This is a genomic window from Mesorhizobium sp. M6A.T.Cr.TU.014.01.1.1, assembly GCF_004022765.1.
In the GTDB taxonomy this organism is placed as follows: Bacteria; Pseudomonadota; Alphaproteobacteria; order Rhizobiales; family Rhizobiaceae; genus Mesorhizobium; species Mesorhizobium mediterraneum.
Map to the genome: position 1 here is coordinate 26,441 of NZ_RZPG01000034.1, position 25,703 is coordinate 52,143.

A 25,703-nucleotide genomic window follows, 5' to 3' on the forward strand; every position below is an offset into this window, starting at 1 on the left:
TGTGCTGGGGTTGTGTGAGACTTTCCACTTCTGGGTCATGCCGCCGCCTTCAGTTTGTCGAGAACGTTTTGCGGGGATGAAACGCCATAGGGGTCCGTCTCGCAGTTGTCACAGAAGCCTTCCTCCTCGAACCACTGCTCCACCACGCCATCGTCGATCAGAGCGGCGTATCGCCAGGAGCGCATTCCAAAGCCCAGATTGTCCTTCGCGACCAGCATGCCCATCTTGCGCGTGAACTCGCCCGACCCGTCTGGGATCAGCTCGATCTTCTGCAGCCCCAAGGACTTTCCCCACGCATTCATGACGAAAGCATCGTTGACTGAGACGCAGTAGATCGCGTCAATTCGCAGTTCCAGAAATTGATCATAGAGTTTTTCGAAATCGGGCAGTTGGAAGGTCGAGCAGGTCGGGGTGAAGGCGCCAGGCAGCGAGAACAGGATGACGCGCTTGCCCCCGAAATAATCGTCGGAGGTCTTGTTCTCCCACCGATAAGGATTTGGCCCCCCGATCGACTCATCGCGAACACGCGTGCGAAAGGTCACGAGAGGAACGTTCTTTCTATAGGTCATTGATTTGCTCTCAGGCCAAAGTGGTACGGTGCATTTTTCGGTTAAACTGAAGCGGCATCGACTTCGGTCGACAGTTCCGGCAGCCTCGCGCCTTGGCGTGGTTGCCTCGGACCGGTCTTGTGCAAGACCGCCCCCGAGCAGGCACGTTTAACGGCGACGAGCTTCCGCGGAGACGGGGAATTTTGCTCGCGTGCTTTATCGAGCTTTGAGAGGTAGGCATGGTCTGCAACCGTGATTTTGACTGCGTTCTATCGACCGAGTCGCAAGCGCCATGCCAATTGACCCGATGCCTTGGGTTCACTTCGGTTTTTGCAGCAACTTTCGTGTTGTGCAGTAATGCCGGTCGATATTATTGCTCAAGCAGCACTGGAAATTGGGTGCGACTCCGTTCGGCAAACCCGGCCTTTGTCCGAAGCCGGACACGAATGTCGGAAATTAGCCAAACGCCAGGACCTGGGGCGGGTTAAGAAACGTTGCCGTGGGCACCGGCTTCAGCACAATTGCGCCACGCGAGCATGGCTCCCAGCGTCAATGCCGTGCAGCAGCGAGACGAAAGTCACTGCAGAATATCAACCTCTGCGAAGTCGTTGAGACCCAGCATGTGCGAGCCGTTCGAGGCGCAGATCAAGGCATGCTCGAGGAAGAGCTCGTGCTCTCGGCAGCAAGTGTTGCGACGTCTGACAAGGATAGTCGCGCTTCAAGGAAAAGAACCTGAATGGTGCACGGCTTGTGAAGGCCTGGCGCATGGAAATGGCTGGGCTGATCATCCTCCATGGCGGTTGGATGAAGAGCTGGCCCCTATCTCCCTCAGCTGCAACGGGGGGAGATAGGGCATGTCCGTCCTATCGCGCTCGGTAACATTCCTCGGTGAGGCAATAAGGGGGAGCAATTTCTCATTTCGGCCGACACGACCCAGCTCTCCTTTCATGCGCTGATTCCCCCAAGGATCGCGACTCCAGGCTTCCTATGCAGCGAATCGCGGTGCTGTCCGATGTCCGACAATGTCGGATGCGGATCGTAGCTGGGCTAGATCCGTCACTTTGCCTCGATGGTTTCCCACTGGCCTTATATCTGCTTCGCCCCAAATGCGGCGACATAACCTGTGCGGCATCTGTGAATGGATCGACTTCAATCGAGACCTCGGAGGTCCCGATGCGCGAAGGGAGCTTGCCGAATATGACGGCCACCATAGCGAACCACGGTCCGGACGACGAGGGGACTTGGATCGGCGGGCCTGCGGCGCTGGGACACCACCGCCTGGCAATCATCGATATCCAGGGCGGCCGTCAGCCGAGGATGCTCCAGGAGGATGGCCGACCTGACTTGGTGCTCGTCTACACGGGTGAGACTTACAACTACCGCGAGCTGCGTCAACAGCTGGCCGGCCTAGTCCATCGCATGAACACGAGCAGTGACACCGAGGTGGTGCTGCACCGCCCCCGCGAGTGGGGCTCTTCGGCGGGTACACTTTTTTCACGAAATCCGTGAATGTTTCTCGCGACATCATCCCGCAATCGGTGGTGCAGCGGGTGAAGAGCCCGTATCCGGCTATCCAGAATGCCGCCTACGACAAAATACTACGTACGCGGTTCACTGTGATGCTGGACGACCTAGTGCCGGCAGTGGCACCGCTGTTGTCCGTCGACAGGTCCCGCGCTTGCTCGGTGCGACCAACAACCTTAAGCGCTAGGGCGTAACCTGACGCTGCAAGATCTCCTCACCGACTATAAGGTGCGCCTCACGATCTGAGACGATGGGACAGGATGGCTAAGGAGGTGCGCCGTCTTGCATGCCCCGCCAGCGAGGCGAACCCTCTTAGCTACGCGCGCCACCAGCGACGCTCCATATCGTCAGGCCTGCGTCTCATGCTCAGATGAGCCGGTATTTGGCTCTCTCATCAGCAAACCGAGAGAGCCCATGCCAAGACGGAAGCAAGCAAGACGAACGAGCGTCAGAGATATCCTGCGCCTGACCCATAAACAGGGCAGTCCGGTGGGCCAGGTGGCAGAGCAACTGAGGTTCGGCAAGACTTCGGCTTCCACCTATCTGCGGGCGCTGGAGACGGGCTGTCGTGCAGGCCCTGCATGCGGCTTTGAGGACGATGCGATGTTGAAACACCGTCTGTTGCGCCGAATCGGCCGTCGGCCACACGTTGGGTCGTCATCAGGTTCTCGACAGCTTCCCGGTGTCAAATCCAAACCGTGGTCGGCGATCCGTGGGAAGGCAGCGCTGATATAGCCGAACGTCGATCAAGTCACGATCAACGATTGCCTCATGTCACATGCCCTGCGGGACTGAAAAACGGAGAAGAACATGTGCGATGCAAAACTGAAGACCGTGCTTTCGCTTTTTTCGCCGGTGGCCAGCAAATTAGATGCTCTCTCGTCCAACGGACCAGCGACGGATGCAAATTGCGTTAAGCTAAATACGAACGAGAACCCGTTTCCGTTGCCGAAGAGCGTAATGCAAAGTGCAATTGCTGCGATCGAACACCAGTATCTTTATCCGGAAGACGACAATCTCAGCTTAAGGGCAGCTGCCTCCGATGCTTACGGATTTTCCAAAGATCAGGTGATTGCCGGCAACGGTTCGTCGGAGCTGCTCGGACTCATCTACAGAGCTTTCCTCGCCCCAGGAGATAGAGTGGCAATGCTGTCGCCCGGATTTTCGTTCAACCGTAAACTTGCCATGTTGCAGGGTGCCGAGTTTCTCGAAATCGCATCGAGCGAAGCTCATCCCCTGCCGATAGAAAAACTGCTGTCCGGCCCCGCAAAAGACGCGAAGTTCATTCTGTTGGCTAATCCGAACAATCCGACCGGAACATTCGTGCCGGTGGCCGAAATCGAACGCCTTGTGGAGCAAGCAGATCGCTTGATCGTCTTGGATGAGGCCTACGTTGACTTCGCACCCGACCATGCCCTGCGCCTCGTCAATAGACATCCGAATCTTTTGATCTTGAGGACTTTTTCAAAGAGCTATGCTGCCGCTGGCGTGCGAGTCGGCTTCGGTTTCGGTCACCCAGAAATCATTGGCAGGCTGCGCAACATCCAGAATGTCTTCAACATGAACGTGATCGGGCAGGCGGTCGGGAAAAGCATTCTTGCGCATCGCCACGCCTACGAAGAGAACCACAGGCACATCAAGCATGAACGACAGCGAGTGACCCTGGCGCTGTTGCAACTTGGCTTTTCCGTAACACCCTCCCACGCAAACTTTTTGCTGGCCCGTGTGCCGGCGGGACAGGAGGGCTCATGCTGGCAAGCCGCGTTGAAAGAGCAGGCGATCCTCATCGCCAGCTTTCCTGACGTAGATTTGAAGAACTGTATTCGCGTCAGCATTGGCACCACAGAGCAGATGGACAAATTCCTTGCTGCCGCCAAACGAGTCTGTATGAACTTTAAGAAGAAACGCGGTGTGCGCAAGCATGAAGTCAATTCACATTAAGCATCAAGTAATAGGTGTCGATCTGTCGAAAGCTATGATGTTTAGTGAATAAATAACAGGTAATTTGGAGAACAATTAATTGAAGAAAATTTCCGCTTCGGGCCTGACCTTCGGCATCTTCGATCATCTGGACGAAAACGGCGATGACATCGCACAACAATATGCAGATCGGCTGAGCCTAGCAGAAGCGTGCGATGGCTATGGCTTTTATGCGTATCATCTCGCCGAGCACCACTGTACGCCGCATGGCAGAGGTCCATCACCGAATTTGTTCTTAGCGAGCGTCGCCCAGCGAACCCGCAGTCTTCGTGTTGGTCCCATGGTAATGCTACTTGCGCTCTATCATCCGCTGCGTGCCTTCGAGGAGATCTGCATGCTTGATCAGTTGAGCGGCGGCAGGCTTGAACTCGGCATAGGGCGCGGCTCTGCTCCCACAGAATTGGGATACTTCGGGGTTGCTGTAGAAGCAGCACCAGAACAGTATGCGGAGGCCAGCGAGATTCTCATCAATGCGATGAAAGGCGGGACGCTTTCTTATCAGGGCCGCCACTTTGAGTTGAAAGACGTTCCGCTGACGTTGAGACCTCACCAATATCCCCATCCGCCGACATGGATCGCCACCAATCGACCCGAGCCGGCTAGCTGGGCCGCCGCAAATGGGGCAAACATCGCCTGCGTCGGACCTTCCACTTCTGTTCGCAGCGTTACCGACGCGTTCCGCGCCGCCCGAATTCACGATGCTGACATTGGCCAGCAAGCGCCATTTCTTGGATTGCTCCGAATGGTGGTGATAGAGCGTTCTGAAACAGATGCGTATTTGCTCGCAGCACCTGCCTATGAACGATGGCTCAAGAGCTTCAAATTTCTATACGAACTAAATGCCATTCCCACTCCACCAAACTTGCCTCTGAACTTCGATGCAGCAATTGAAAGTGAATTGTGCGTCGTGGGAACGGCAGCTTCTGTCCGAAAAGCTCTCCTTGATCAGTTGGAAGAGGCAGGTGCTAATTATCTTCTGTGTCAACTGGCATTTGGGGATTTGCCGCTGGATGCGTCCCTATACACCGCATCGACCATTCGATCCGAAATCATGGCTCGAGTTGGCGCATCGTGAAATCCGTTGCGTGATTGGAGGAGCAGCGGCAGCGCTGCTCCTCATTCCGAAACGGTTGTGGGGGCCGAACTCTTGTGTCAGGCGTAAACCACTAGAGCACGTCCTGTTTGATCCAGTTCATATCCTGCGGCTGTGAAGTAGTTGGCACATTCGGCTGGGGTGAAGAGGTCGACGACCGCGCCGAGGCGTCCTGACCTTGCCCCTCTGATCTAATCCGGTTCGAAGTTCGTTCTGGCCCCTCCAGAGGACCAGGACATGAAACGCAGCCGCTTCTCTGAAGAGCAGATCATCGGAATTTTGAAGAAACACGAGGCCGGGGTATCGGTTGGCGATCTGTGCCGCAAGCGGGGGTCAGCGACGCCTCGATCTACAATTGGAAGGCCCGCTTCGGCCGGATGGATGTCTCCAAGGCTCGGCGACCTGAAGGCGCTGGAGGACGAGAACACGCGCCTGAAGCGGCTTCTGGCCGACGCCATGCTCGACAATGCCGCGTTGAAGGACCTTGTGGGAAAGAAATGGTGACGCCCGCGGCCAAGCGGAAAGCTGTCGCTCGCCTGAAGGAAGGCTTCGGGATGAGCGAACGGCGGGCGTGTAAAGCCATCGGCTGTTGCCGCATGACGGTTCGCTACCAGACCAGCAGGCCGGACGACCGCGAGGTTCGCGAGCGGATGAAGGCGATCGCGCAGGTGCGACGCCGGTTCGGCTACCGGCGTCTTCTCGTCATGCTGAGGCGGGAGGGCCCTGGTCGTGAACCACAAGAAGCTGTTCCGGCTCTATCGGGAGGAGAAGCTCGCCGTTCGCCGCCGTGGCGGCCGCAATCGGGCGATCGGGACAAGGGCGCCGATGCTGGTGCCGCTGAGGCCCGACGAGCGCTGGTCGCTCGACTTCGTATCGGACCAGCTCACCGACGGGCGCCGCTTCCGCATCCTGGCCGTCGTCGACGACTGCACGAGAGAGTGCCTGCGCACTCATCGTTGATACGTCTCTCTCGGGCATGCGGGTTGCCGCGAATTGGACCGGCTCATCAAGAGCGCGGCCGGCCAGGATGATCGTCAGCGACAATGGCAGCGAGTTCACCTCGAACGCCATCCTCCCCTGGGCGGATCAGAACCGCGTCGAATGGCATTACATTGCGCCCGGCAAGCCGATGCAGAATGGCTTCATCGAGAGCTTCAACGGCCGACTGCGCGATGAACTGCTCAACGAGACGCTGTTCACCTCGCTGGCTCAGGCGCGCGTAGCCATCGCCCTGTGGCACGCCGACTACAGCACTGCGCGACCGCACTCCCAAATCGCCTGGCAGACCCCGGCCAAGTTCGCCAGCACCTTCAATCCGCGACGGTCGCTCGCGCTGCGCTATGCCAAAGGCTCCGCGCCAGCGCCCGTCGCTTCACCCGCCCAGCAGGGCACAACCCACGCCGGAAACGAACTCAAAACTGCTGGGGGCAACGTCAGTCCCATAGAGCCTTGATGGTTCTCTCGGCCTTTGCTCGCAGCAGCGCCTTAGGTTTGGCGAAGGCGTTCTCAATCGGATTGAAGTCGGGACTGTAGGGCGGCAGGTAGAGCAGGCTCGCCTGCGGCCTCAATCGCGCCGCGCAGGGTTCTCCAGGCGGATGTCGCCAATGTAAAATTTGCTGGCATCCATGCCGCCCTCGCTTTCTGGTTCGAGATCGGAAAATCGCCGAATAATCAGCACATCAACCTGCGCCTGAAGGAGCTCACTGCCACTTTCGGCTGGCGGGGTGTGCCGCCCCACAAATAGAATATCAATTGTCGTGCCAACCGCACAAGCGAAGGCCAGAAAGCCAACATGTGTTCTGCGGCTTAATTGAGAGTCAGCCGATGTCGGCCGAACATCACCTTGTCTCGAAGTCGACGATCCGACAGCAGGTTGCGAAAGTTGGCGCGATGCGAACAAACTGCTGAAGCGCTCAACTTTTATTGATCACGCGTGTTGGACGCGACGCACTCCCGTTCCAATCGGCTGAGCGCAAATTCTCCCGGTTCACAAAACTAAGTCGCTGGAGTAGTGGGGGCGCAGAGAAATCTCCGGTCGCAGCCTTACCCGGTCAAAACAAGGATACCAATGATGAAGACTCTCGCCGTCTGCTCTGGCGGATTGGACTCCGTTTCCCTTGCTCACATGGTGGCAGCGGAGCACGAACTCACCGGCCTTGTATCTTTCGACTATGGCCAACGGCACAGGAAGGAATTGGGCTTCGCCGCTCTTTGCGCGCAGCGACTGAAGGTCCCGCACCAGATCATCGACATCGGCGAAATTGGCCGTGGCCTTTCCGGCTCAGCGCTGACTAGCAGTATCGACGTGCCGGACGGCCACTACGCCGAAGACACGATGAAGATTACGGTGGTGCCGAACCGCAATGCCATCATGTTGGCAATCGCCTTCGGTCTCGCCGCCGCCCACAGCGCCGAAGCGGTGGCGGCGGCCGTGCATGGTGGGGACCATTTCATCTATCCCGATTGCCGTCCGGCCTTCATTGAAGCTTTCCAGACAATGCAAGACCGCGCGCTCGACGGCTATGCGCAGATACGCCTCTATGCACCGTATGTGAATCTCGGAAAAGCTGACATTGTTGCGGATGGCGCAAGATACGGCACCCCGTTTGCTGAGACCTGGTCCTGTTACAAGGGCGGCGTGCGTCACTGCGGACGATGCGGGACCTGCGTCGAGCGGCGCGAAGCGTTCCATCTCGCCGGGCACGCTGATCCCACCGACTACGAGGACGCCGATTTCTGGCTTGAGGCGCTGCGCAGGAGGCGCGCGTAATGTTCCACATCAGCAAGGAATTCCACTTCTCGGCCTCGCATCAGCTCACCTCCTTGCCTCCCAACCATCAATGCGCGCGCCTGCACGGGCATAACTATGTCGTCGTAGTGGAGCTGTCGGCCAAGGAACTGGACGCCCACGGCTTCGTGCGCGACTATCACGATCTGGCGCCGCTCAAACGCTACATTGACGAGAGCTTCGACCATCGGCACCTCAACGACGTGCTGGGACATGAGAAGGTCACGGCGGAATGCCTGGCCAGACATTTCTATGAATGGTGCAAGGCACGTCTGCCGCAGACCGCGGCCGTGCGCGTTAGCGAAACACCGAAAACTTGGGCGGAATACCGTCCGTGACCGACATGCATCCCGCAATCCGTGTGAGCGAGATATTCGGGCCGACTATCCAGGGCGAGGGCGTGCTCATCGGCTTGCCGACGGTGTTCATCAGAACCGGCGGATGTGATTATCGCTGTTCATGGTGCGACAGCCTTCACGCGGTGGACAATCAGTATCGCCATGAATGGCTACCGATGCCGATCGATGCCGTGTGGCAAACCGTCCATGCGCTTTCCGGCGGCAGGCCGGTTATGGTCTCCTTGTCAGGCGGCAACCCGGCCATTCAGCCGTTCGGTCCCCTCATAGAACGAGGCCATCGCGAGGGCTATCGTTTTGCACTGGAAACGCAGGGTTCCGTGGTGAGGGAGTGGTTTGCGGATCTTGACGTGCTGACCCTTAGCCCAAAGCCGCCGTCCAGCGAGATGACGACCCGTTGGGCTGCGTTTGATGCATGCCTCGAAGCGGCGCAAGAGAAGCCGCAAATCGTGCTCAAGCTCGTCGTTTTCGACGAGAGTGACTATGCCTACGCCAAAGAAGTCGCGGCGAGATATCCGCACCTTCCGATCTATCTGCAACCCGGCAATCACACGCCGCCGCGCCCTGGCAGTGAAGACGCCTCTGTCGACTTGGACGGAATAATGATGCGAATGGAATGGCTTGTCGAAAGGGTGACTAGCGACAGGTGGTTCGAAGCCCGCGTGTTGCCGCAGCTGCACGTTCTGCTTTGGGGTAACAAGAGGGCGGTCTAGTCTGCGGCTTGCGTCGCACCGGAAGGCCGGGCTCCGACGGCTTGGCAGGCTCTCTTCGCGTGCCGAGTACAGCCGAGCTTTGTTCGCGTCAGCGGTCTCGCGATTGTGCGGCTGGAAACCGCCCCGGACACCCCGCTGCCGGCGTGTGTCACCTTGACTCCGATGAGCTGTCGTCACGCAAAGTTGAAATCCGCAAGAACTGGCCTTCTCGCCCCACCTGCTCCGTCGCAAGCACGTCATCCCCTCATCCTTGTCCAGCTCTTATCGATGTATCTCATTGTCCGGCCTGACGCACGACTGTCAGACACCAGAACGCCCAAAGGGGCTGGCCCGCCGGTCAATGGCAGCTGCTAAACAGAACGGCGATGTGCATGGGAATGCATCCATTGCGCAAATGCCTTCCATAAAGAAGATCGATTTCCTCACTGGCCCAACGTGAAATATAGCAACGTTTTCGTGGCGTCGTCGGCTGCGTCGGGAGTAGCGATGAAAACGTATTGGGGTCGCCTGCGTCTCCTTGGGCAGCGAGTGTAAAGTATAGCGATGCGGCCTCCGGCGCGAACCGCAGCCGCGCAGTGATCACGTTCGCCTGTGCCTTTGCGGCGGGGGTCAAGCGCTGGTCTGCTCAAATTTTTTATCGTTTAGCTGGTTGAAACTGCCCCCGTTGCGGGCTGCAGAAGCCGGCCAGCCGAGAAACGGCAGCCGCACTTATGAAAGCACGCCAAGGCATGCGGGCATCCGTCAGTAGGACAATAGTGGCCGCGCCGATTGGCCATCACGCGTCCATTAGGGCAGCCACCAACATCAGTTCGCAAGAGGAGCAAAAGCAATATGTATCGTCGTCACCTGATCAAAGGGTTGGTTGCGCTCGGCGCATGCCGGATTTGCGTTCAAGCCGCCCAAGCGACCAGTGCCCATTGGGGGTACACCGGTCCGGTCGGACCGGAGCACTGGGCTGATCTGGATAAGAAAAATTTCGTATGCTCTGCCGGCACGCAGCAATCGCCGATCAATATCAACAGCGCGGTCAAGGCGGATATCCCGCATATCGCCATCGGCTGGCACAAGGGCGGCGGCAATATGGTGAACAACGGCCACACCATTCAAATCAATATGCCACAAGGCAGCACGCTGACCCGCGGCGATCGTGTCTACGAACTGGTACAGTTCCATTTCCATGCGCCAAGCGAACATCACGTGGCGGGCAAGAGCTTCCCGATGGAGGTGCATTTCGTTCACAAGGACACGCAAAGTGGTACTCTGGGCGTGCTGGGCGTCTTTTTAACGCCCGGCGCGACAAATGCCAGCTTTGCTGCCCTTGCTGCGGCCTTTCCCGAACTGCCGAATGGGGAGGTGACGATCGACGAGGTGAATCCCAACTGGCTTCTGCCAGCCTCGCTTGGCTATTGGACTTATGAGGGCTCACTGACGACGCCGCCGTGCGCCGAAAACGTCGAGTGGATGGTGGCGATGGAACCGGTTGACGTTGATCCGGCAGACATCCAGCGATTTGCCTCACTCTACCCGTCGAACGCGCGCCCTATTCATTCACCCAATCGACGCTTCATCCTGCGCCAGAGTTGAGCGCCGCCCCAGCGGTTCCGCACGGTCCAACATTCTTGGCACAACTTGGCGCGAAGCCTCCTCTTCCGGTCTGGCGGTCTGACGGCGCTCCCCAAGCTGGCTAGTCTAAATGATAGGGATTCGGTGCCGGCACCACTCGTCCCAAAGACGTCGCGGCGAGGTTTGTCTGCAACCCGGCAATCACACGCCGCCCCGCCGTGGTAATGAAGACGTCTCTGTCGAGTCCGACGGAATATGATGCGCATGGAATAGCTGGTCGAAAAGGTGACCAGCGACAGGTGGTTCGAAGCCCGCGTCTTGCCGCAGCTGCACGTTCTACTCTGGGGTAACAAGAGGGCGGTGTATACCTTCTCCTAGCTTCGCCGCCAACTACTCGGTTTTCCGAATTGCTCTCTATATTCTTGAAGACGATGCGTTCGTTAAAGACATGTGCTGCGCACCTGGTGTAAAAGCTGCTCTCATCATGCAGAGGTCAAGCCAGTCGGGCTCATCCGAGGCTATGGCCGTGAGCACTGTTCAGTTCGGCAGAGAGGGCGCTTTTGTACACACTTTGCGATCGTGGCGGCCCCGTGGGCAGATCTGCAAGCTGCCGCGACACTAACCTCTCGAAGCCCGCCAGCCCGCCTTTCGTGCAGCTTCCTCTGAACAAAACCACCGCTCGCCCTTCAATAGGTTGATGCGTGTCTCCCAGTAAGATTCCTGTCCAAGAACGTGATAATCTTCTTGCCAGTGTTGTAGCTGATGTTGCCCTTGATGCCGCAGCCTACCGCGGCGGGACCAAACTCAATGGCAAGCAGGCCGGCTAGGATCGTGCAGCCAGTCGCGAGCCTCGCCCACAACGGGGTCTCACGCGCATGAGGGCGCCGGTCATGGGTTCGGCGTTTCATACGCGTATAACACGTATCTTTCTGAAAATATCAATGCTCTCGGCTAAGCTACTGAATTATTTGGCTTCCATATAGCGCGTCGGCGGAACCAACTTGTAGACGGGCTATGAAAGGTTAAGCGCGGATGTCTATCGGCCGCCGGCGTTCCCGCTCCGTAAGCCTGCCTGAACTACCCGCGCCGCGGTCAAGCCCCAGGCTCCTGCTCATCCAGCGACCGCCCGATCAATGGCAGGCTGGAAAGACAAGAGCCGATGTCTTCCGATGGTCTCGCCATCAGCTTTGGGCTAACTCCCCATTCTCCCGCTTCGAGCTCGACACACGGCGGTTTGGATGGCGCACGACAATCTGTGTCGGCTTTGTCGTGTCCGTGACAGACGCCTGAAAGGCCCGCTCGCGCGTTTTGCCGCCGTCTAAGCGGCTGGAATTTAATGACAAAGTTTCTTCTGGGATCGGCCGATCACGCTGGTACGCTTTTTGCGATGCTTGGTGTGAGGCGGCACGAGCTGCCTATCGGCACTTGTGTCGCGGGCAGTCGCGATGATTAGAACGAAGGAAGGAAAGCTATTATGTCAGGTCTGCGTCAGATCGCCTTTTACGGAAAAGGCGGCATCGGCAAGTCCACCACGTCCCAAAATACGCTCGCTGCCCTTGTCGACCTCGGGCAGAGAATCCTCATCGTAGGATGCGACCCCAAAGCCGATTCCACACGCTTGATCCTGAATTCGAAAGCTCAGGATACCGTCCTGGATCTCGCCGCACAGGAAGGTTCGGTGGAAGACCTCGAACTCCAGGACGTGCTCAAGGTGGGCTACAGAGGCATCAAGTGCGTGGAGTCCGGCGGCCCCGAGCCGGGTGTCGGTTGCGCCGGCCGCGGCGTCATCACCTCGATCAATTTCCTCGAGGAGAATGGCGCTTATGACGATGTCGATTATGTCTCCTATGACGTCCTCGGCGACGTGGTATGCGGCGGCTTCGCCATGCCGATCCGCGAAGGCAAGGCCCAGGAGATCTATATCGTCATGTCCGGCGAGATGATGGCGCTCTATGCCGCCAACAACATCGCCAAGGGCATCCTCAAATATGCCCATTCGGGCGGTGTGCGGCTGGGCGGGCTGATCTGCAATGAACGTCAAACCGACCGCGAACTCGATCTGGCCGAAGCACTGGCTGGCCGATTGAATTCCAAGCTCATCCACTTCGTGCCCCGCGACAACATCGTCCAGCATGCCGAACTCAGGAAGATGTCGGTGATCCAGTACGCGCCGGACTCCAAGCAGGCAGGGGAATACCGCGCTCTGGCCGAGAAGATCCACGCCAATTCGGGCCAGGGTACGATCCCGACGCCGATCACCATGGAGGAGCTGGAGGAGATGCTGCTCGACTTCGGCATCATGAAGACCGACGAGCAGATGCTTGCCGAGCTTCACTCCAAGGAAGCGGCGAAGGCGGCGGCCCAGTAGTGACATTAGCGCTGCCATGAATCGGCGCGCCTTGCAGAGAACGGCGCCTATTCGTTGAGGCGTCACCCAACCTTGAAAGGGGACTCATGAGCCGGGAATACGAGAATGACGGTGCTCTTCATGCGAAGCTTATCGAAGAGGTGCTGTCGCATTATCCCGACAAGGCGGCGAAGCGCCGCAAGAAGCACCTCAACGTCGCAAAGAGCGGCAACGAGGCTGGCGGGGAAAGCGAGGTCCTTTCCGAATGCGACGTCAAATCGAACATCAAGTCCATTCCCGGGGTGATGACGATTCGCGGCTGTGCATATGCGGGTTCGAAAGGCGTGGTGTGGGGGCCAGTCAAGGATATGGTCCATATCTCGCACGGCCCGGTCGGCTGCGGCCAATATTCTTGGTCGCAGCGCCGCAACTACTACGTCGGTACGACGGGCGTCGACACGTTCGGGACAATGCAGTTCACCTCCGATTTCCAGGAGAAGGACATCGTCTTCGGCGGCGACAAGAAGCTGGAACAGATCATTGACGAGATTGAAGTCTTGTTTCCGCTCAACAACGGCATCACCGTGCAGTCCGAATGCCCTATCGGCCTGATTGGCGATGACACCGAGGCCGTTTCTCGCAAAAAGACCAAGGAGTATGACAAGACGATCGTGCCGGTACGCTGCGAGGGCTTCCGCGGCGTCTCGCAGTCGCTTGGCCACCACATCGCCAATGATGCAATCCGGGATTGGGTCTTCGACAAAAAGGATGTCAAGTTCGAGGCCGGCCCCTACGACGTCAACGTCATCGGCGACTACAATATCGGCGGCGATGCCTGGGCCTCGCGCATACTGCTTGAGGAGATAGGGCTGCGCGTGGTTGGCAACTGGTCGGGTGACGCCACACTCGCAGAGATCGAGCGCGCCCCGAAGGCTAAGCTCAATCTTATCCACTGCTACCGGTCGATGAATTACATCTGTCGGCATATGGAGGAAAAGTATGGCGTCGCCTGGATGGAGTACAATTTCTTCGGTCCCTCCCAGATCGAAGCCTCTCTGCGCAACATAGCCAAGCATTTTGGGCCGGAAATCGAGGAGAAGACCGAAAAGGTCATTGCCAAGTACAGGCCGCTTGTTGATGCGGTCATCGCCAAGTACCTGTCGCGCCTGGAAGGAAATACCGTGATGCTCTATGTCGGCGGCCTGCGCCCCCGCCACGTCGTCACGGCCTACGAGGACCTCGGCATGGTCATCGTGGGCACCGGCTATGAATTCGCCCACAGCGACGACTATCAGCGCACCGGCCACTACGTGAAGAACGGCACGCTGATCTACGATGACGTGACCGGCTATGAGTTGGAGAAATTCATCGAAGGGATTCGCCCAAATCTGGTCGGCTCGGGAATCAAAGAAAAATACCCGGTGCAGAAGATGGGCATACCGTTCCGCCAGATGCATTCCTGGGATTATTCAGGCCCGTATCACGGCTACGATGGCTTTGCCATTTTCGCACGTGATGTGGATCTCGCCATTAACAACCCGGTCTGGGACCTATTCCACGCGCCTTGGAAAAGAAGCCGGGGCGATGAGCGGGCGATGGCTGCCGAATAAACATTTGCTTTAGCCCCAGTCTCCCACTGAGACGGTGAACTCCCGCGGCCTCTGATCCGCCGGAGCCTGGAACGTCTTGACGTCCTGAGCTGCCGTCCCGCGCAGCCAGATGCAAAAGAGGTAATCATCATGCCGCAGTCGGCTGAAAAAATTCTCGATCACGCTCCCCTGTTCCGCGAGCCGGAATACAGAAAGATGCTCGCTGAGAAGAAGCTAAACTTCGAATGTCCGCACCCCGATGAAATCGTTTCCGATCAGCGCGATTTCACCCAGACGTGGGAATACCGCGAAGAGAACCTCGCCCGCAAAGCGCTTGTCGTGAACCCGGCCAAGGCCTGCCAGCCGCTGGGTGCGGTATTCGCTGCCGCCGGCTTCGAGCGAACCATGTCCTTCGTCCACGGCAGCCAAGGTTGCGTCGCCTATTACCGCTCGCACCTGTCGCGCCATTTCAAGGAGCCTGCCGCGGCGGTCTCCTCCTCAATGACCGAGGATGCGGCGGTGTTTGGCGGCCTGAAGAACATGGTCGACGGGCTCGCCAACACCTACCAGCTCTACGACCCGAAGATGATTGCCGTGTCGACGACCTGTATGGCAGAGGTCATTGGCGACGACCTGCACAGCTTCATCCAGAACGCCAAGGACGAAGATTCAGTCCCGCGCGACTTCGACGTGCCCTTTGCCCACACCCCGGCCTTCGTTGGCAGTCATGTCGACGGCTATGACAACATGGTCAAAGGCATTTTGGAGCACTTCTGGAAAGGCCAGGAGCGTACGCAAATCGAAGGAACCATCAACATCATTCCGGGCTTCGACGGCTTCTGCGTCGGCAACAACCGGGAGCTCAAGCGCCTGCTCGATGTAATGGGCGTGTCCTATACATTGATCCAGGATGCCTCTGACCAGTTCGATACGCCTTCGGACGGTGAATACCGCATGTATGACGGGGGCACGAAGATCAACGAGGTGAAGAAGGCCCTCAACGCCGAGGCAACGCTTTCGCTGCAGCATCACAACACCCGAAAGACACTGGGCTATTGCGAGGAGGTCGGGCAGGCGACGGCCTCGTTCCACTATCCGCTCGGCGTTCAGGCGACGGACGAATTCCTGATGGAGGTCGCGGCGATTTCCGGCAAGGAGATTCCCGAGGCAATTCGCCTCGAGCGCGGCCGACTGGTAGACGCCATGGCGGACAGCCAATCCTGGTTGCATGGTAAGAAATACGCCATCTACGGTGATCCCGACTTCGTTCACGCAATGGCCCGCTTTGTCATGGAGACCGGCGGCGAGCCAACCCATTGCCTCGCCACCAATGGCACCTCGGCATGGGAAGCCGATTTGAAGAAGCTGCTAGCATCCTCGCCTTTCGGCAAGGCTGCCCAGGTTTGGGCGGGCAAGGACCTGTGGGCGCTGCGCTCACTGCTCTTTACCGAGCCGGTGGACCTTTTGATCGGCAATTCCTACGGCAAGTACCTGGAGCGCGACACCGGAACACCGCTGATCCGGCTGATGTTTCCGATCTTCGATCGGCACCATCATCATCGCTTTGCGCTCTTTGGCTACCAGGGAGCGTTGCGCGTGCTGACGACGATCCTCGACAAGATCTTCGACAAACTCGATCGCGAGACGAGCGAGACGGGTGTGACGGATTATTCCTATGATCTCACGCGCTAAGAGCCGTGGCCGGCTTTTCGCCGAGGCCATTCCTTGCCCAATGGACTGGGGAGGCTGAGCAATGTCCTCCCTCAGCGCCAAAATCAAGGACGCCTTCGATGAGCCCGCCTGCGATAAGAACCGTGGCAAAGATGCCAAGGCGCGCAAGGAGGGCTGCTCGAAGTCGCTGACACCAGGGGCGGCAGCCGGCGGCTGCGCCTTTGACGGAGCCAAGATCGTACTGCAGCCGATCACCGACGTTGCGCATCTGGTCCATGCGCCGCTCGCCTGCGAGGGCAATTCTTGGGACAACCGTGGTGCGGTTTCGTCAGGGCCGACCTTGTGGCGGACAAGCTTCACGACCGACCTCACCGAACTCGACCTTGTGATGGGGCAGGGCGAGCGGAAACTCTTCAAGGCGATCCGCGAGATCAAGCACACATACGCGCCGCCGGCGATCTTCGTCTACTCGACTTGCGTAACGGCGCTGATCGGTGATGACATCGAGGCCGTGTGCAAACGCGCCACGGAAAAGTTCGGTTTGGCCGTGGTGCCGATCAATGCGCCTGGCCTGGCAGGCTCCAAGAACCTCGGCAACAAGCTCGCCGCCGAGGCGTTGCTCGATCATGTCATCGGCACGGTCGAACCCGACGACCCCGGACCCTACGACATCAACATCCTTGGCGAATTCAACCTCTCGGGCGAATTCTGGCTTGTAAAGCCGCTCCTCGATCGGCTCGGGATCCGGGTGCGCGCCTGCATTCCCGGCGATGCGCGTTACCGCGACATTGCTTCCGCGCACCGCGCCCGGGCGGCAATGATGGTGTGCTCGACCGCGCTGATCAGTCTTGCCCGCAAGATGGAGGAGCGCTGGGACATCCCGTTCTTCGAGGGCTCCTTCTATGGCATCTCCGACACATCGCAAGCTCTTCGAAACCTTGTCAGGCTGCTGGTGAGGAAGGGCGCCGATCCGGAGATCCTCGAGCGCACAGAGACGCTGATCGCGCAGCAGGAGGCGATCGCGTGGAAGAAACTCGAATCCTACCGGCAAAGGCTCCAAGGCAAGCGCGTGCTGCTCAACACAGGCGGTGTGAAGTCCTGGTCGGTTGTCCATGCGCTGATGGAGATCGGAATCGAGATCGTCGGCACCTCGATCAAGAAATCTACGGTGCAGGACAAGGAGCGCATCAAACAAGTTCTCAAGCACGACAAGCACATGTTCGAATCCATGGCTGCGAGCGAGCTGTACGCCATGCTCTCTGAACACAGGGCCGATATCATGCTGTCGGGCGGTCGCACGCAATTCATTGCGCTCAAGGCCAAGACGCCCTGGCTCGATATCAACCAGGAGCGCCAGCATCCTTATGCCGGCTATGACGGCATGGTGGAACTCGTACGCCAGATCGACCTCGCCATTCACAATCCGATCTGGTCTCAGGTGCGCCAGCCGGCCCCGTGGGATTGCCAGCCTGAGCTGATAGGCGAATTGCCGTGCACGAGGAACGAGACCGCGTACCTGTTTGATGAATTCGCCTGCGCGACGGCACACGAGTGTTGAGGCGACCGATGGCCCGCATCCTTCCCCAGAGCAAATCGGCGGCAGTCAACCCGCTGAAGTCGTCGCAGCCGCTGGGTGCCGCCTTTGCCTTTCTTGGCGTCGACGGTGCGATGCCGCTGTTCCACGGCAGCCAAGGCTGCACAAGCTTTGCGCTCGTTCTCTTCGTGCGGCACTTCAAAGAAGCGATTCCCTTGCAGACTACGGCGATGGATGAGGTGGCGACCATCCTCGGCGCAGCCGACCATCTGGAAGAGGCGATCCTCAACCTCAAGAACCGCACGAAGCCAACGCTGATCGGGGTGTGCACGACCGCGCTGGTGGAGACGCGTGGCGAAGATTGCGCGGGTGATATTGCCAACATCAAGCGGAAGCACACGCAACAGCTTGCGGGTACGGAGGTCGTGCTGGCCAACACGCCGGATTTTGACGGCGCGATCGAAGAGGGCTGGGCCAAGGCAGTCACCGCAATGATCGAAGGGATTACGCGCTCGGGCGAACGGGCGCGGCACCCGAAGAAGATCGCAATCCTGCCCGGATGCAACCTCTCTGTCGCCGACATCGAGCATATGCGGGACATGGTTGAAAGCTTTGGGCTCAAGCCGGTTATTCTGCCCGACATTTCAGGCTCGCTCGACGGTACGGTTCCTGACCGCTGGGTAGCGACCACATACGGCGGCACCAGCGTCGAAGACATTCGCGAGTTGGGTACGGCCATGCGATGCATCGCCATCGGTGAGCACATGCGCCGCCCGGCGAAAGCGCTGCTCGGGTTGACCGGCGTGCCTTACGTGTTGTTCCAGTCACTGACTGGGCTGCAGGACACGGACCGCTTCGTGTCGCTGCTGTCTTCGATTTCGGGCGCGGCGGTACCGGCCCGCGTGCGCCAGCGCCGGGCGCAATTGCAGGACGCGATGCTCGACGGACATTTCCATTTCGGCGGCAAGAAAATTGCCATCGCTGCCGAACCAGACCAGCTGTTTCAACTTGCAACCTTCTTTGCTGGTCTCGGCTCCGAGATAGCCGCGGCCGTCACAACGACCGACAGGTCTAAAATTCTCAAGAAAGTCCCGGCGGTTTCGGTTCAGATCGGCGATCTCGGCGATCTGGAAAGTCTTGCCGTCGGTGCTGACCTGCTTGTCACGCATTCGCACGGGCGCCAAGCATCGGAGCGGCTCGGAATTCCGCTCATGCGCATCGGGTTCCCGGTCTTCGATCGACTAGGCAGCCAGCACAAGCTCGCAATTCTCTATCAGGGCACCCGCGACATGATCTTCGAGGTCGCCAACATCTTCCAGGCCAACCAACACGCGCCCACTCCTGAGGCGCTTGATCCACTCCGTAATCGAGAAATATCACGATGAACGCTGTTCGCCGCCTCTCGCTGGTCAGTAATGAGGTTTTCGCCCCGATGCCTGAACGACGTAAGGGCGCATTGCGCGTTGCGATCGCCACTCAGGACATGCAGGACCTCAATGCCCATTTCGGGTCGGCCAGGCGCTTTGCTGTCTACGACGTGACGCGCGAGGAATGCAATCTCGTAGAAGCCGTGGCCTTCGATGACGTGTCCGATGAAAGCGGGGAGCATCGGGCCGAGCGCGATGATCGCATCACGCCAAAGGTGGATGCGCTCAAGGGCTGTCAGATCCTGTTTTGTCTGGCAATCGGCGGCCCTTCGGCAGCCAAGCTTGTCGCGGCAAAAATCCACCCGATCAAAGTGGCGGAGCCCCAATCGATCCCACAGGTGCTCTTGCGCACGCAGATGATGCTCAGGACGTGTCCTCCGCCTTGGCTGCGCAAGGTGCTGGCGCGAGCGGGCATTGCCGAAAAGAAACCGTCCTTCGAGGACGAGGACTGAAAAGAGGAGGACGCCAATGCCTGACCCCGCAATCCCCCCAGCTGTCGCCGAAGACGAGGCGGCTCTTTGCACCCCGTTCGTCAAATGCCTCGTGCGGCTGATCCGTTCTCAGGATTCCTATGGCTCGTGGGAACGCAAAGCGGACGCTGAGCTGCTGGGCGACTTCATCATTACCAAGGAACAGCGCCGAGGGATCCCAATCATCGGAGATCCCGATCCCGACGTGCTGTGGAGGCTCGACAAGTACTACGCCGCCATCGGGCTTGCGATCGAGGAGCGCTGCGGCCTTATGGCATCGCCGATGATCCAGGTGAGCCATGAGGGTTTTGGTCGGGTGCTTTTCACGACCGGACGGCTGGTCGTTTTGTCCAAAACGCTGCGCGATGTCCACCGGTTTGGCTTCGAGACGCTCCTGAAGCTCGCCACGGCCGGTACGAAGCTGGTCGACGATGCGATTTCAGTCATCGAAACCTTTCCCCACGTGGCGCTGGCATGATGGGCGCGATTTTCGAGAAAGGCCATCATGACGGACCCGAGAAACTATGTTGGCCAGTCCCCTCGATCCAGGGACTCGAGGCCGACCAGGTTGTTGGGGTATCGCCGATGAAGAAGCCGCTGGTCCTGATCTGCTCGCAAGATGCCGAGTTCTATCTGCTCTACAGCCACATACTGGAGGTTGACGGTTTCAGCAGTGAGACGGCAGACGGCGCGAAGGCTGCGCTGGCCTTGGCCGAACAACGGGAGCTTCAGGCCGTAGTGCTGGATTGCGACCCAGCCAGCATAAACGGGTCCGCAATTTGCGCCCACCTCAAGCGGGAACCGCGCACCACCGACCTGCCCATCATCGCCCTGATCGCGCCTGGCGCCGAGCACCAGCACCTCGATCTCTTGAAGGCAGGCGTTGAGAGCTTTGTGCGGCCGGTGGCTCCGGCCAAGCTGCTCGACTGCCTGCGGTCGAGGCTCGGGCTGACCAAGCGTGGTCCGAACGGGGTTGAAAACGACAGTTGGATTTGTTGTGGAGGCCTGGAGATGAAGCTCGATGCCCATCGGGTTCGCGGTAATGGCCACGACATCCATCTCGGACGGATCGATTTCAACGTGCTGCGGCTTATGATTGAGGCCCCCGGCAAGGTCTTCAGCCGGGACGAGCTTATCGGGGCGGCCTGGCTGCCCAACATTCATGTCGGTGCACGCACCGTCGATGTCCATATCAGCCGAATCAGGAGGGCGCTGAAAACGGCCTTGCCCGGCAGCGTCATTCGCACCGTCAGGTCGGCCGGCTACTCGCTCGAGAAGCCGGACGACTGAAATCGGTGATCGAATGTGGTGCCGCTCTCTCTTCCTCCTGAGAGCGGTGTTGCCGCTTTGAGGCGCTCCTAACGAAGACCAGGAGAAGCAGGCAAATGGAATTTAAAAGCATATTCAGTGTGACGGGTGCTGATCATTCTTATGAGGACCTCACAACAGCTGCCGGACTGTGTGCCGAGGTCGGCGCGCACCTATCGGTACTCATTATACCGCCTCCATTGCTCTTGATGTCGTCTCCGCCCCCCGAATGGAATACAGGACGTGCACAGGCAATTGCAGTACCGAACTATCGATTTCAGCAAATCGAGAAATTTTCACAGGACGTGACCAGAATGGAAAGACGGTCCGCGGATATCCTCAAAAGGCTGAAAGCTATGTCGCTTTCCTGTGACGTTGACACCGACTATTGCGATCCGGCTAGCCTCGGTGAAGTGGCACGACAGCGGGCGCTCTGCGCTGACCTGACGATCGTTGGAGGAGACCTCCTCAACGATGAGACTCTCGGACCTCCTGTTGTCAACGGCTGCTTGTTCGATAGCGGAAAGCCGGTGCTCATCGTGCCGAAGGGCGTTAAGGCGACGCTGTCGCCTCGACGCGTGCTGGTCGGCTGGGATTCGCGCGTAGAGGCCTCGCGTGCGGTTCGGGAAGCTCTTAGTATCCTATCCGCTGCCAAGGAAGTCTGTGTCGCTATGGTCGATCCAAAGGCGCAAAACAACGGGAAAGGCGCGCAGTCTGGAGCTGACATCGCTGCCTATCTTACTCGGCACGGTGCTCGGGTCTCCGTTGACCTGCTTAAGAGCGCCGGCAAATCGGCGGGCACAGTGCTGACCCAGCACGCGAACGACATCTGTGCTGACATGATGGTCATGGGTGCTTATGGCAGCCGTGGGCTGCGTGAGCGGATTTTCGGCGGTCCGCCGAGCTGGAGCTTTGGGAAGACCACATTGCCGCTGTTTTTGGCTCGCTGATCAGCTCCGTAGGAACACCGATCAGGTCGTAGGACCGCCAACCAGTCCGAAGTCGTCGTCGGTTACCGGTCGGATTGCGGAGACATGGCTGGATCCGCGAACATCTTGCGACGCTTGTCAGAGCCAAACCGGACGCCTCGACTGCTTCACGACGCTCTCGTGAATCCAACTCGTGCGAGATCGTCCGCAACGGGCAGTAAAGACGAACGGCTGCAGCAGACCGCAGCCAAGCCACAGGGCGGGTGTACCAGGGGACCCCGCCTCGTGCGCGAACCCTGTTGGAAGGCCCCTTATCAGTACCCGGACGCGCGTCAAATCGGCGGCTGTCCCTGTCAGGCCTGCGGTGTGCAAGGGCCGCTGCCGCGGAGCTTCCCCTGCCCGATCGTCGGACGTGCGACAATGTCGGATTCCAGACGAGCTGGAACTACGCGAACTCGTTGGTTTGACAGGTCTTTATCCGGCACGCCGCATGCATGGGAGTCTCCGAAAGCATTAAGAGCCGTTATCCATGGTTACGCCCCTCGAAAGAAAGAGCCGCTTCCGTCGTGGCAGGGAAACAGCCACTCCTGGGGTGGAGGCCGGCGCTAGAAGCCGCCGTAAGATCCGGAAGAGGCGCGCGACAGCATCACACACTTTCCTTCTGCTCTTGGGTTCGGATCACGCCGCGCCGCTGTCGATGCCGCCGACATTGAGCCCAAGACCTGGAAGGCGGCACACGCTTTTGCTGTCCTCTCAGTCGGGACCGCGGCTCAAGCATGCCTGTGAGGTTCGCATTGCTCAATGCCCGGCGATCGACGTCAACATGCCGCTGAGTTGGAAAACACTCCTAGAGGAGTAAGGATAAGTGGACCTCTTTTGTATTGGTGTGGGTGCTGGACCATCTAATTTGAGCCTTGCGTGTCAGATACAGGAAGAGATTGCGCAAGGGGCACTGTTCCTGGACCGGCAGGTCGATTTCCGCGGACATCCAGGCAGCGCTTTCGATTGCGCGGAGCTCCAGGTCGGCCACTTCCAGGATCTGGTTACTCTGGTCAATCCGCGATCAGCCTACACATTCGTAAACTACCTCCACGAGAACGGGCGTCTTTACCATTTCCTCAATGCGCAATTTCACGGGGTGCTCAGAGCCGAGTTCGCTCAATATCTCAACTGGGCGTTCCAGAAGAATCCGCTTGTCCGTGGCGGCGAGGCCGTTCGCGAAATCCGTTTTGACGGCGAGTTTCGCGTGCGGACGGACAACGCGGTCCTTGATGCGAGAAACCTCGTCATCGACATAGGCAAGCAGGCGCAAATTCCGCCTCAGTTTCATGGCTGGACTGGACCCAACCTGTTCCACTCATCAGACCTAGCGCATATCCATCCTGAGGTGCACAAAAAGCATGTCTGCGTGGTTGGCGGCGGACAGTCGGGAGCCGAGCTGCTGCTGCACCTTGTCGGCCGGCCGAAAGAACGGCGGCCCGCGGCGATCACTTGGGTCTTGACGCGCGAGATGCCTTTCGACGACCACCCGTTCACAAACGAGCTGTTCACGCCTTGCTTTTCGGATCGTTTTGCGGCCATGAGCGAGGTGCATCGCCAGCTGTTCCTGCGGCGTTTCGCGCTTGCCTCCGACGGGATTTCAGAAAGCACGTTGCGCGCGGTCTATCAGGCGCTCTACCACCACGCCTTTCTCGAGCCACACCAATGCGACGTCACACTGCGGCCAAGTTGCAACGTGTCGCGCTGCATCAACGCAGGGGCGGGGCACAGGCTCACGCTGCAGCGCGGCATGGATAACATCGGAGAAGTAACCGCGGACATCGTCATCCTGGCCACGGGGTACGAGAACGCGCTGCCGGACTTCCTGGAACCGATCGCAGATCGCCTCGAGCAGATCGGCAATGAGCTCGCCACCGGCGAGGATTTTTCGGTGTACTGGGACGGACCGCGAGACAGACGCCTTTTCGTTCAGAACGCCTGCCTTGGACAGCGCGGGCTGGCTGATCCGAACTTTGGCCTGCTGGCCTGGCGAGCGCGCCGCATCCTGGACAGCCTTCTGGGGCGCCCGCCATGCACCAATCCCGAGCATCTGGGCTTCATCAGCCGTACGTTGATCGAGCGCCGGCCCGACCTCGTAGCCGAAGAAATGGGCAGCGGGATATAACTGGTCTACTATTGTTCATTGGCGGTGCATCCAGGGAATATGTACGCCTTCGTTGCGGCGAACGCGGGAGCCTTAGCCCAGATCATCTTGACCGAATAAGCACTCGGGCCCTGAGGCACATCGTATATTCTGCGGACGTTTCCCCTACGCTCGTTAAGTCCTTACGTTCACTCGAAAGAGTGCGGTAGCCTCAGCGGCCATGGCTGAGCCCGCGCTCAGCGGGTTGCCTTTGGCGATGCATGTCGTGGCTGGACCCGGTGAGTTAGGTGAGTCCGGCCCGGTCTACCCAGCCCCTGCGCCCGCCCCGAAGCCGCTCGCCCGCTCAGCGCTATCGAGGGGGCGCTCGCGCGGCTTCGCTGACCGCCGCGTTACAGCGTAAGGACGCGACCCCAGTGAAGGCATACTCCAGTGTCGCCAATCCCGTTTGGTTGGCCCGCCGCAAGCCGGTCTTCCAACCAAAGGCCGAACTCGCCAATTCGCCAGCCAACTCCACCAACGATTGTCTAAATCCGCTACCGAGGGCGGTCGAAGCACGGCACAGACGGGATCGCGAGCATGATGCCGCGGAATGGGAACGCATCATGCTTGGGCACGAGGGCCCGTGCCAACGCGCATCGCGCCAATCGGCGTCGTCACGTCCGAGATTCAGCACCGGCTGCTCGGCGCTTTTACGCTCGCATCATGGGCCGGCATGCCGCTGGCGATCCATGACGCGATGCCGCCGAGGCTGCTAGTTCATGGAAAGCGATAAGCACTAGATTAATGGGCAACCTCGTCGGGACCGAAAAGGGCGCTAAACCGGCTGGCTAGATCGATCCAGGGTGCCGCGTCTCCGCGCTCTGAAGCTATTCGAACGACCGTCGCCAGATAATCGGTAAAAGCCTTCAGTCTGATGGCGCCTTGCTCAGAAAGGTGGTCAATGGCGTCAAGCGGCTGGTGAACGGCAGCCAGCATATGTTGCACCAAAAGCAGTGAGGATGGGCAAGGGCAGTCGCTCTTACTCGCGAGGCGCCTGCACTCGCTGCAAAGCGGCGGAATGTCCTCTAAGGCTAGGTCGCCGGAAAGCCGTTGTATGAGATTGTCAGTGGCGTTCCACAAATTCGCTCGCATGCAGAACGGAATGCAGCGTGACCCCATGTTGGGCTAGCAGCGCCGTAGCTCCCTCGTCGCGGTCCACGAGGCAAGCAGCGTCACCTACAATGCCCCCGGCGCGGCGAACCTCTTCAATCGCCTTCAATATCGACTTGCCGCTTGTGGCAACGTCGTCAACGATCAGGACGACTTTTCCCTCGAGATCTTCTTTGGGCCCAAGACCTTCAATCACGTCCCTTGTGCCATGAGGCTTTGGAGTCTTGCGAACGAAGATCGTGTTTATGGGTTTGTTCATCGCCGAGCTGACAGCTGCCATCGATCCGATTACGGGGACCGCTCCCATTTCAAGGCCGCCGACGTACTCTGCTTTCACTTGCTCAGCGATTTTTAGGAACTCAAGAGCGGCAAGTTGCGCGCCTCGCGCCATCATCATGGTAGGCTTCATATTGAAATAGATGTCGCTCTCTATGCCCGACGAGAGCGTGTAGCGTCCGGATCGAAAAGAGCGCTCACGGACGATTTCGCGGAGTTCGTCCTTGTCGTGTTGGCTGGAATCAACTGGTCTGAATTTTGCCAGTGCCGCCATAGATCAGACCTCGCCCTAGGG

Annotated in this window: 20 protein-coding genes and 3 pseudogenes; 19 read left to right on the plus strand and 4 right to left on the minus strand. The window is 58.9% G+C overall.

The genetic code is table 11. The features are described from left to right. Positions 1 to 35 precede the first annotated feature (35 nt). On the minus strand, positions 36 to 569 hold the full coding sequence (locus EN885_RS28960; protein ID WP_126104981.1) for a peroxiredoxin: 534 nt from the start codon (positions 567 to 569) through the stop codon (positions 36 to 38). Positions 570 to 1,721: 1,152 nt separating this feature from the next. Here EN885_RS28960 and EN885_RS28970 point away from each other — a divergent pair. The 4 genes and pseudogenes from EN885_RS28970 (at position 1,722) to EN885_RS34890 (ending at position 6,598) form a co-directional block, all read left to right on the plus strand. Continuing rightward, complete coding sequence (locus tag EN885_RS28970; RefSeq protein WP_206616860.1) at positions 1,722 to 2,057, plus strand: hypothetical protein; 336 nt, start codon at positions 1,722 to 1,724, stop codon at positions 2,055 to 2,057. 825 nt (positions 2,058 to 2,882) lie between these two features. Next, complete coding sequence (gene hisC / locus EN885_RS28975; protein ID WP_128243749.1) at positions 2,883 to 4,013, plus strand: histidinol-phosphate transaminase; 1,131 nt, start codon at positions 2,883 to 2,885, stop codon at positions 4,011 to 4,013. A 79-nt stretch (positions 4,014 to 4,092) separates the two neighbouring features. Beyond that, a complete protein-coding gene (locus EN885_RS28980; protein ID WP_126104983.1) occupies positions 4,093 to 5,127 on the plus strand; it encodes an LLM class flavin-dependent oxidoreductase in 1,035 nt (344 codons plus the stop codon). A 255-nt stretch (positions 5,128 to 5,382) separates the two neighbouring features. After that, positions 5,383 to 6,598 (plus strand): annotated as a pseudogene (locus EN885_RS34890) (IS3 family transposase). Here EN885_RS34890 and EN885_RS28990 read toward each other — a convergent pair. Together EN885_RS28990 and EN885_RS28995 are read right to left on the minus strand one after the other, a co-directional pair. Continuing rightward, positions 6,585 to 6,701 (minus strand): annotated as a pseudogene (locus EN885_RS28990) (transposase); the annotation flags it as partial. The pseudogenes EN885_RS34890 and EN885_RS28990 overlap by 14 nt on opposite strands. A gap of 8 nt (positions 6,702 to 6,709) precedes the next feature. Continuing rightward, positions 6,710 to 7,045 (minus strand): hypothetical protein, encoded by a 336-nt coding sequence (locus tag EN885_RS28995; protein WP_126097319.1) that lies wholly within the window; start codon positions 7,043 to 7,045, stop codon positions 6,710 to 6,712. Between the two features lie 171 nt (positions 7,046 to 7,216). Here EN885_RS28995 and queC point away from each other — a divergent pair, with 171 nt between their 5' ends. From queC to EN885_RS29075, 15 genes and pseudogenes are all read left to right on the plus strand, one after another. Continuing rightward, positions 7,217 to 7,915 (plus strand): 7-cyano-7-deazaguanine synthase QueC, encoded by a 699-nt coding sequence (gene queC, locus EN885_RS29000; protein ID WP_128243748.1) that lies wholly within the window; start codon positions 7,217 to 7,219, stop codon positions 7,913 to 7,915. Next, the gene (queD, locus tag EN885_RS29005) at positions 7,915 to 8,271 is read left to right on the plus strand and encodes a 6-carboxytetrahydropterin synthase QueD (protein WP_063169374.1); all 357 of its coding nucleotides are present in this window, start codon (positions 7,915 to 7,917) and stop codon (positions 8,269 to 8,271) included. The genes queC and queD overlap by 1 nt, the downstream gene beginning before the upstream one ends. Before the next feature lie 5 nt (positions 8,272 to 8,276). Beyond that, positions 8,277 to 9,002 (plus strand): 7-carboxy-7-deazaguanine synthase QueE, encoded by a 726-nt coding sequence (queE, locus tag EN885_RS29010; RefSeq protein ID WP_164752747.1) that lies wholly within the window; start codon positions 8,277 to 8,279, stop codon positions 9,000 to 9,002. An 831-nt stretch (positions 9,003 to 9,833) separates the two neighbouring features. Further along, complete coding sequence (locus EN885_RS29015; RefSeq protein ID WP_128243747.1) at positions 9,834 to 10,586, plus strand: carbonic anhydrase; 753 nt, start codon at positions 9,834 to 9,836, stop codon at positions 10,584 to 10,586. 160 nt (positions 10,587 to 10,746) lie between these two features. Beyond that, positions 10,747 to 10,943 (plus strand): annotated as a pseudogene (locus EN885_RS34380) (7-carboxy-7-deazaguanine synthase QueE); the annotation flags it as partial. A gap of 1,096 nt (positions 10,944 to 12,039) precedes the next feature. After that, complete coding sequence (nifH, locus tag EN885_RS29030) at positions 12,040 to 12,933, plus strand: nitrogenase iron protein (RefSeq protein ID WP_024505261.1); 894 nt, start codon at positions 12,040 to 12,042, stop codon at positions 12,931 to 12,933. Positions 12,934 to 13,019: 86 nt separating this feature from the next. Beyond that, positions 13,020 to 14,522 carry a nitrogenase molybdenum-iron protein alpha chain gene (gene nifD / locus EN885_RS29035; RefSeq protein ID WP_024505262.1) on the plus strand — a complete coding sequence of 501 codons (1,503 nt, stop codon included), beginning with the start codon at positions 13,020 to 13,022 and terminating at the stop codon, positions 14,520 to 14,522. A 129-nt stretch (positions 14,523 to 14,651) separates the two neighbouring features. Beyond that, a complete protein-coding gene (nifK, locus tag EN885_RS29040; RefSeq protein ID WP_128243746.1) occupies positions 14,652 to 16,193 on the plus strand; it encodes a nitrogenase molybdenum-iron protein subunit beta in 1,542 nt (513 codons plus the stop codon). Between the two features lie 61 nt (positions 16,194 to 16,254). Continuing rightward, a complete protein-coding gene (nifE, locus tag EN885_RS29045) occupies positions 16,255 to 17,730 on the plus strand; it encodes a nitrogenase iron-molybdenum cofactor biosynthesis protein NifE (protein WP_095489376.1) in 1,476 nt (491 codons plus the stop codon). 8 nt (positions 17,731 to 17,738) lie between these two features. Next, on the plus strand, positions 17,739 to 19,091 hold the full coding sequence (gene nifN / locus EN885_RS29050; RefSeq protein ID WP_128243745.1) for a nitrogenase iron-molybdenum cofactor biosynthesis protein NifN: 1,353 nt from the start codon (positions 17,739 to 17,741) through the stop codon (positions 19,089 to 19,091). Next, a complete protein-coding gene (nifX, locus tag EN885_RS29055) occupies positions 19,088 to 19,585 on the plus strand; it encodes a nitrogen fixation protein NifX (protein ID WP_128243744.1) in 498 nt (165 codons plus the stop codon). Before nifN ends, nifX begins: the two co-directional genes overlap by 4 nt. Positions 19,586 to 19,601: 16 nt before the next feature. Beyond that, positions 19,602 to 20,081, plus strand: a complete 480-nt coding sequence (locus tag EN885_RS29060; protein ID WP_024505267.1) for a NifX-associated nitrogen fixation protein — start codon at positions 19,602 to 19,604, stop codon at positions 20,079 to 20,081. 107 nt (positions 20,082 to 20,188) lie between these two features. Continuing rightward, complete coding sequence (locus tag EN885_RS29065; RefSeq protein WP_024505268.1) at positions 20,189 to 20,893, plus strand: response regulator transcription factor; 705 nt, start codon at positions 20,189 to 20,191, stop codon at positions 20,891 to 20,893. Positions 20,894 to 20,988: 95 nt separating this feature from the next. Next, on the plus strand, positions 20,989 to 21,861 hold the full coding sequence (locus tag EN885_RS29070) for a universal stress protein (RefSeq protein WP_128243743.1): 873 nt from the start codon (positions 20,989 to 20,991) through the stop codon (positions 21,859 to 21,861). A gap of 865 nt (positions 21,862 to 22,726) precedes the next feature. Then, positions 22,727 to 24,004 (plus strand): SidA/IucD/PvdA family monooxygenase, encoded by a 1,278-nt coding sequence (locus EN885_RS29075; RefSeq protein WP_281035169.1) that lies wholly within the window; start codon positions 22,727 to 22,729, stop codon positions 24,002 to 24,004. 1,081 nt (positions 24,005 to 25,085) lie between these two features. On the opposite strand, the gene pyrE is transcribed toward EN885_RS29075, so the two are convergent. Next, positions 25,086 to 25,682 carry an orotate phosphoribosyltransferase gene (gene pyrE / locus EN885_RS29085; protein WP_029356507.1) on the minus strand — a complete coding sequence of 199 codons (597 nt, stop codon included), beginning with the start codon at positions 25,680 to 25,682 and terminating at the stop codon, positions 25,086 to 25,088. Between the last annotated feature and the right edge of the window lie 21 nt (positions 25,683 to 25,703).

Bases quoted from the DNA above. Each gene is read 5' to 3' on its own strand.
- EN885_RS28960 (WP_126104981.1), bottom strand. From the start codon at position 569: ATGACCTATAGAAAGAACGTTCCTCTCGTGACCTTTCGCACGCGTGTT.
- EN885_RS29060 (WP_024505267.1), top strand. From the start codon at position 19,602: ATGCCTGACCCCGCAATCCCCCCAGCTGTCGCCGAAGACGAGGCGGCT.
- queC (WP_128243748.1), top strand. From the start codon at position 7,217: ATGAAGACTCTCGCCGTCTGCTCTGGCGGATTGGACTCCGTTTCCCTT.
- nifD (WP_024505262.1), top strand. From the start codon at position 13,020: ATGAGCCGGGAATACGAGAATGACGGTGCTCTTCATGCGAAGCTTATC.
- hisC (WP_128243749.1), top strand. From the start codon at position 2,883: ATGTGCGATGCAAAACTGAAGACCGTGCTTTCGCTTTTTTCGCCGGTG.
- nifX (WP_128243744.1), top strand. From the start codon at position 19,088: ATGAACGCTGTTCGCCGCCTCTCGCTGGTCAGTAATGAGGTTTTCGCC.
- pyrE (WP_029356507.1), bottom strand. From the start codon at position 25,682: ATGGCGGCACTGGCAAAATTCAGACCAGTTGATTCCAGCCAACACGAC.
- EN885_RS29070 (WP_128243743.1), top strand. From the start codon at position 20,989: ATGGAATTTAAAAGCATATTCAGTGTGACGGGTGCTGATCATTCTTAT.
- nifH (WP_024505261.1), top strand. From the start codon at position 12,040: ATGTCAGGTCTGCGTCAGATCGCCTTTTACGGAAAAGGCGGCATCGGC.
- nifN (WP_128243745.1), top strand. From the start codon at position 17,739: ATGGCCCGCATCCTTCCCCAGAGCAAATCGGCGGCAGTCAACCCGCTG.
- EN885_RS29065 (WP_024505268.1), top strand. From the start codon at position 20,189: ATGAAGAAGCCGCTGGTCCTGATCTGCTCGCAAGATGCCGAGTTCTAT.
- nifE (WP_095489376.1), top strand. From the start codon at position 16,255: ATGTCCTCCCTCAGCGCCAAAATCAAGGACGCCTTCGATGAGCCCGCC.
- nifK (WP_128243746.1), top strand. From the start codon at position 14,652: ATGCCGCAGTCGGCTGAAAAAATTCTCGATCACGCTCCCCTGTTCCGC.
- queE (WP_164752747.1), top strand. From the start codon at position 8,277: ATGCATCCCGCAATCCGTGTGAGCGAGATATTCGGGCCGACTATCCAG.
- EN885_RS29015 (WP_128243747.1), top strand. From the start codon at position 9,834: ATGTATCGTCGTCACCTGATCAAAGGGTTGGTTGCGCTCGGCGCATGC.
- queD (WP_063169374.1), top strand. From the start codon at position 7,915: ATGTTCCACATCAGCAAGGAATTCCACTTCTCGGCCTCGCATCAGCTC.
- EN885_RS28970 (WP_206616860.1), top strand. From the start codon at position 1,722: ATGCGCGAAGGGAGCTTGCCGAATATGACGGCCACCATAGCGAACCAC.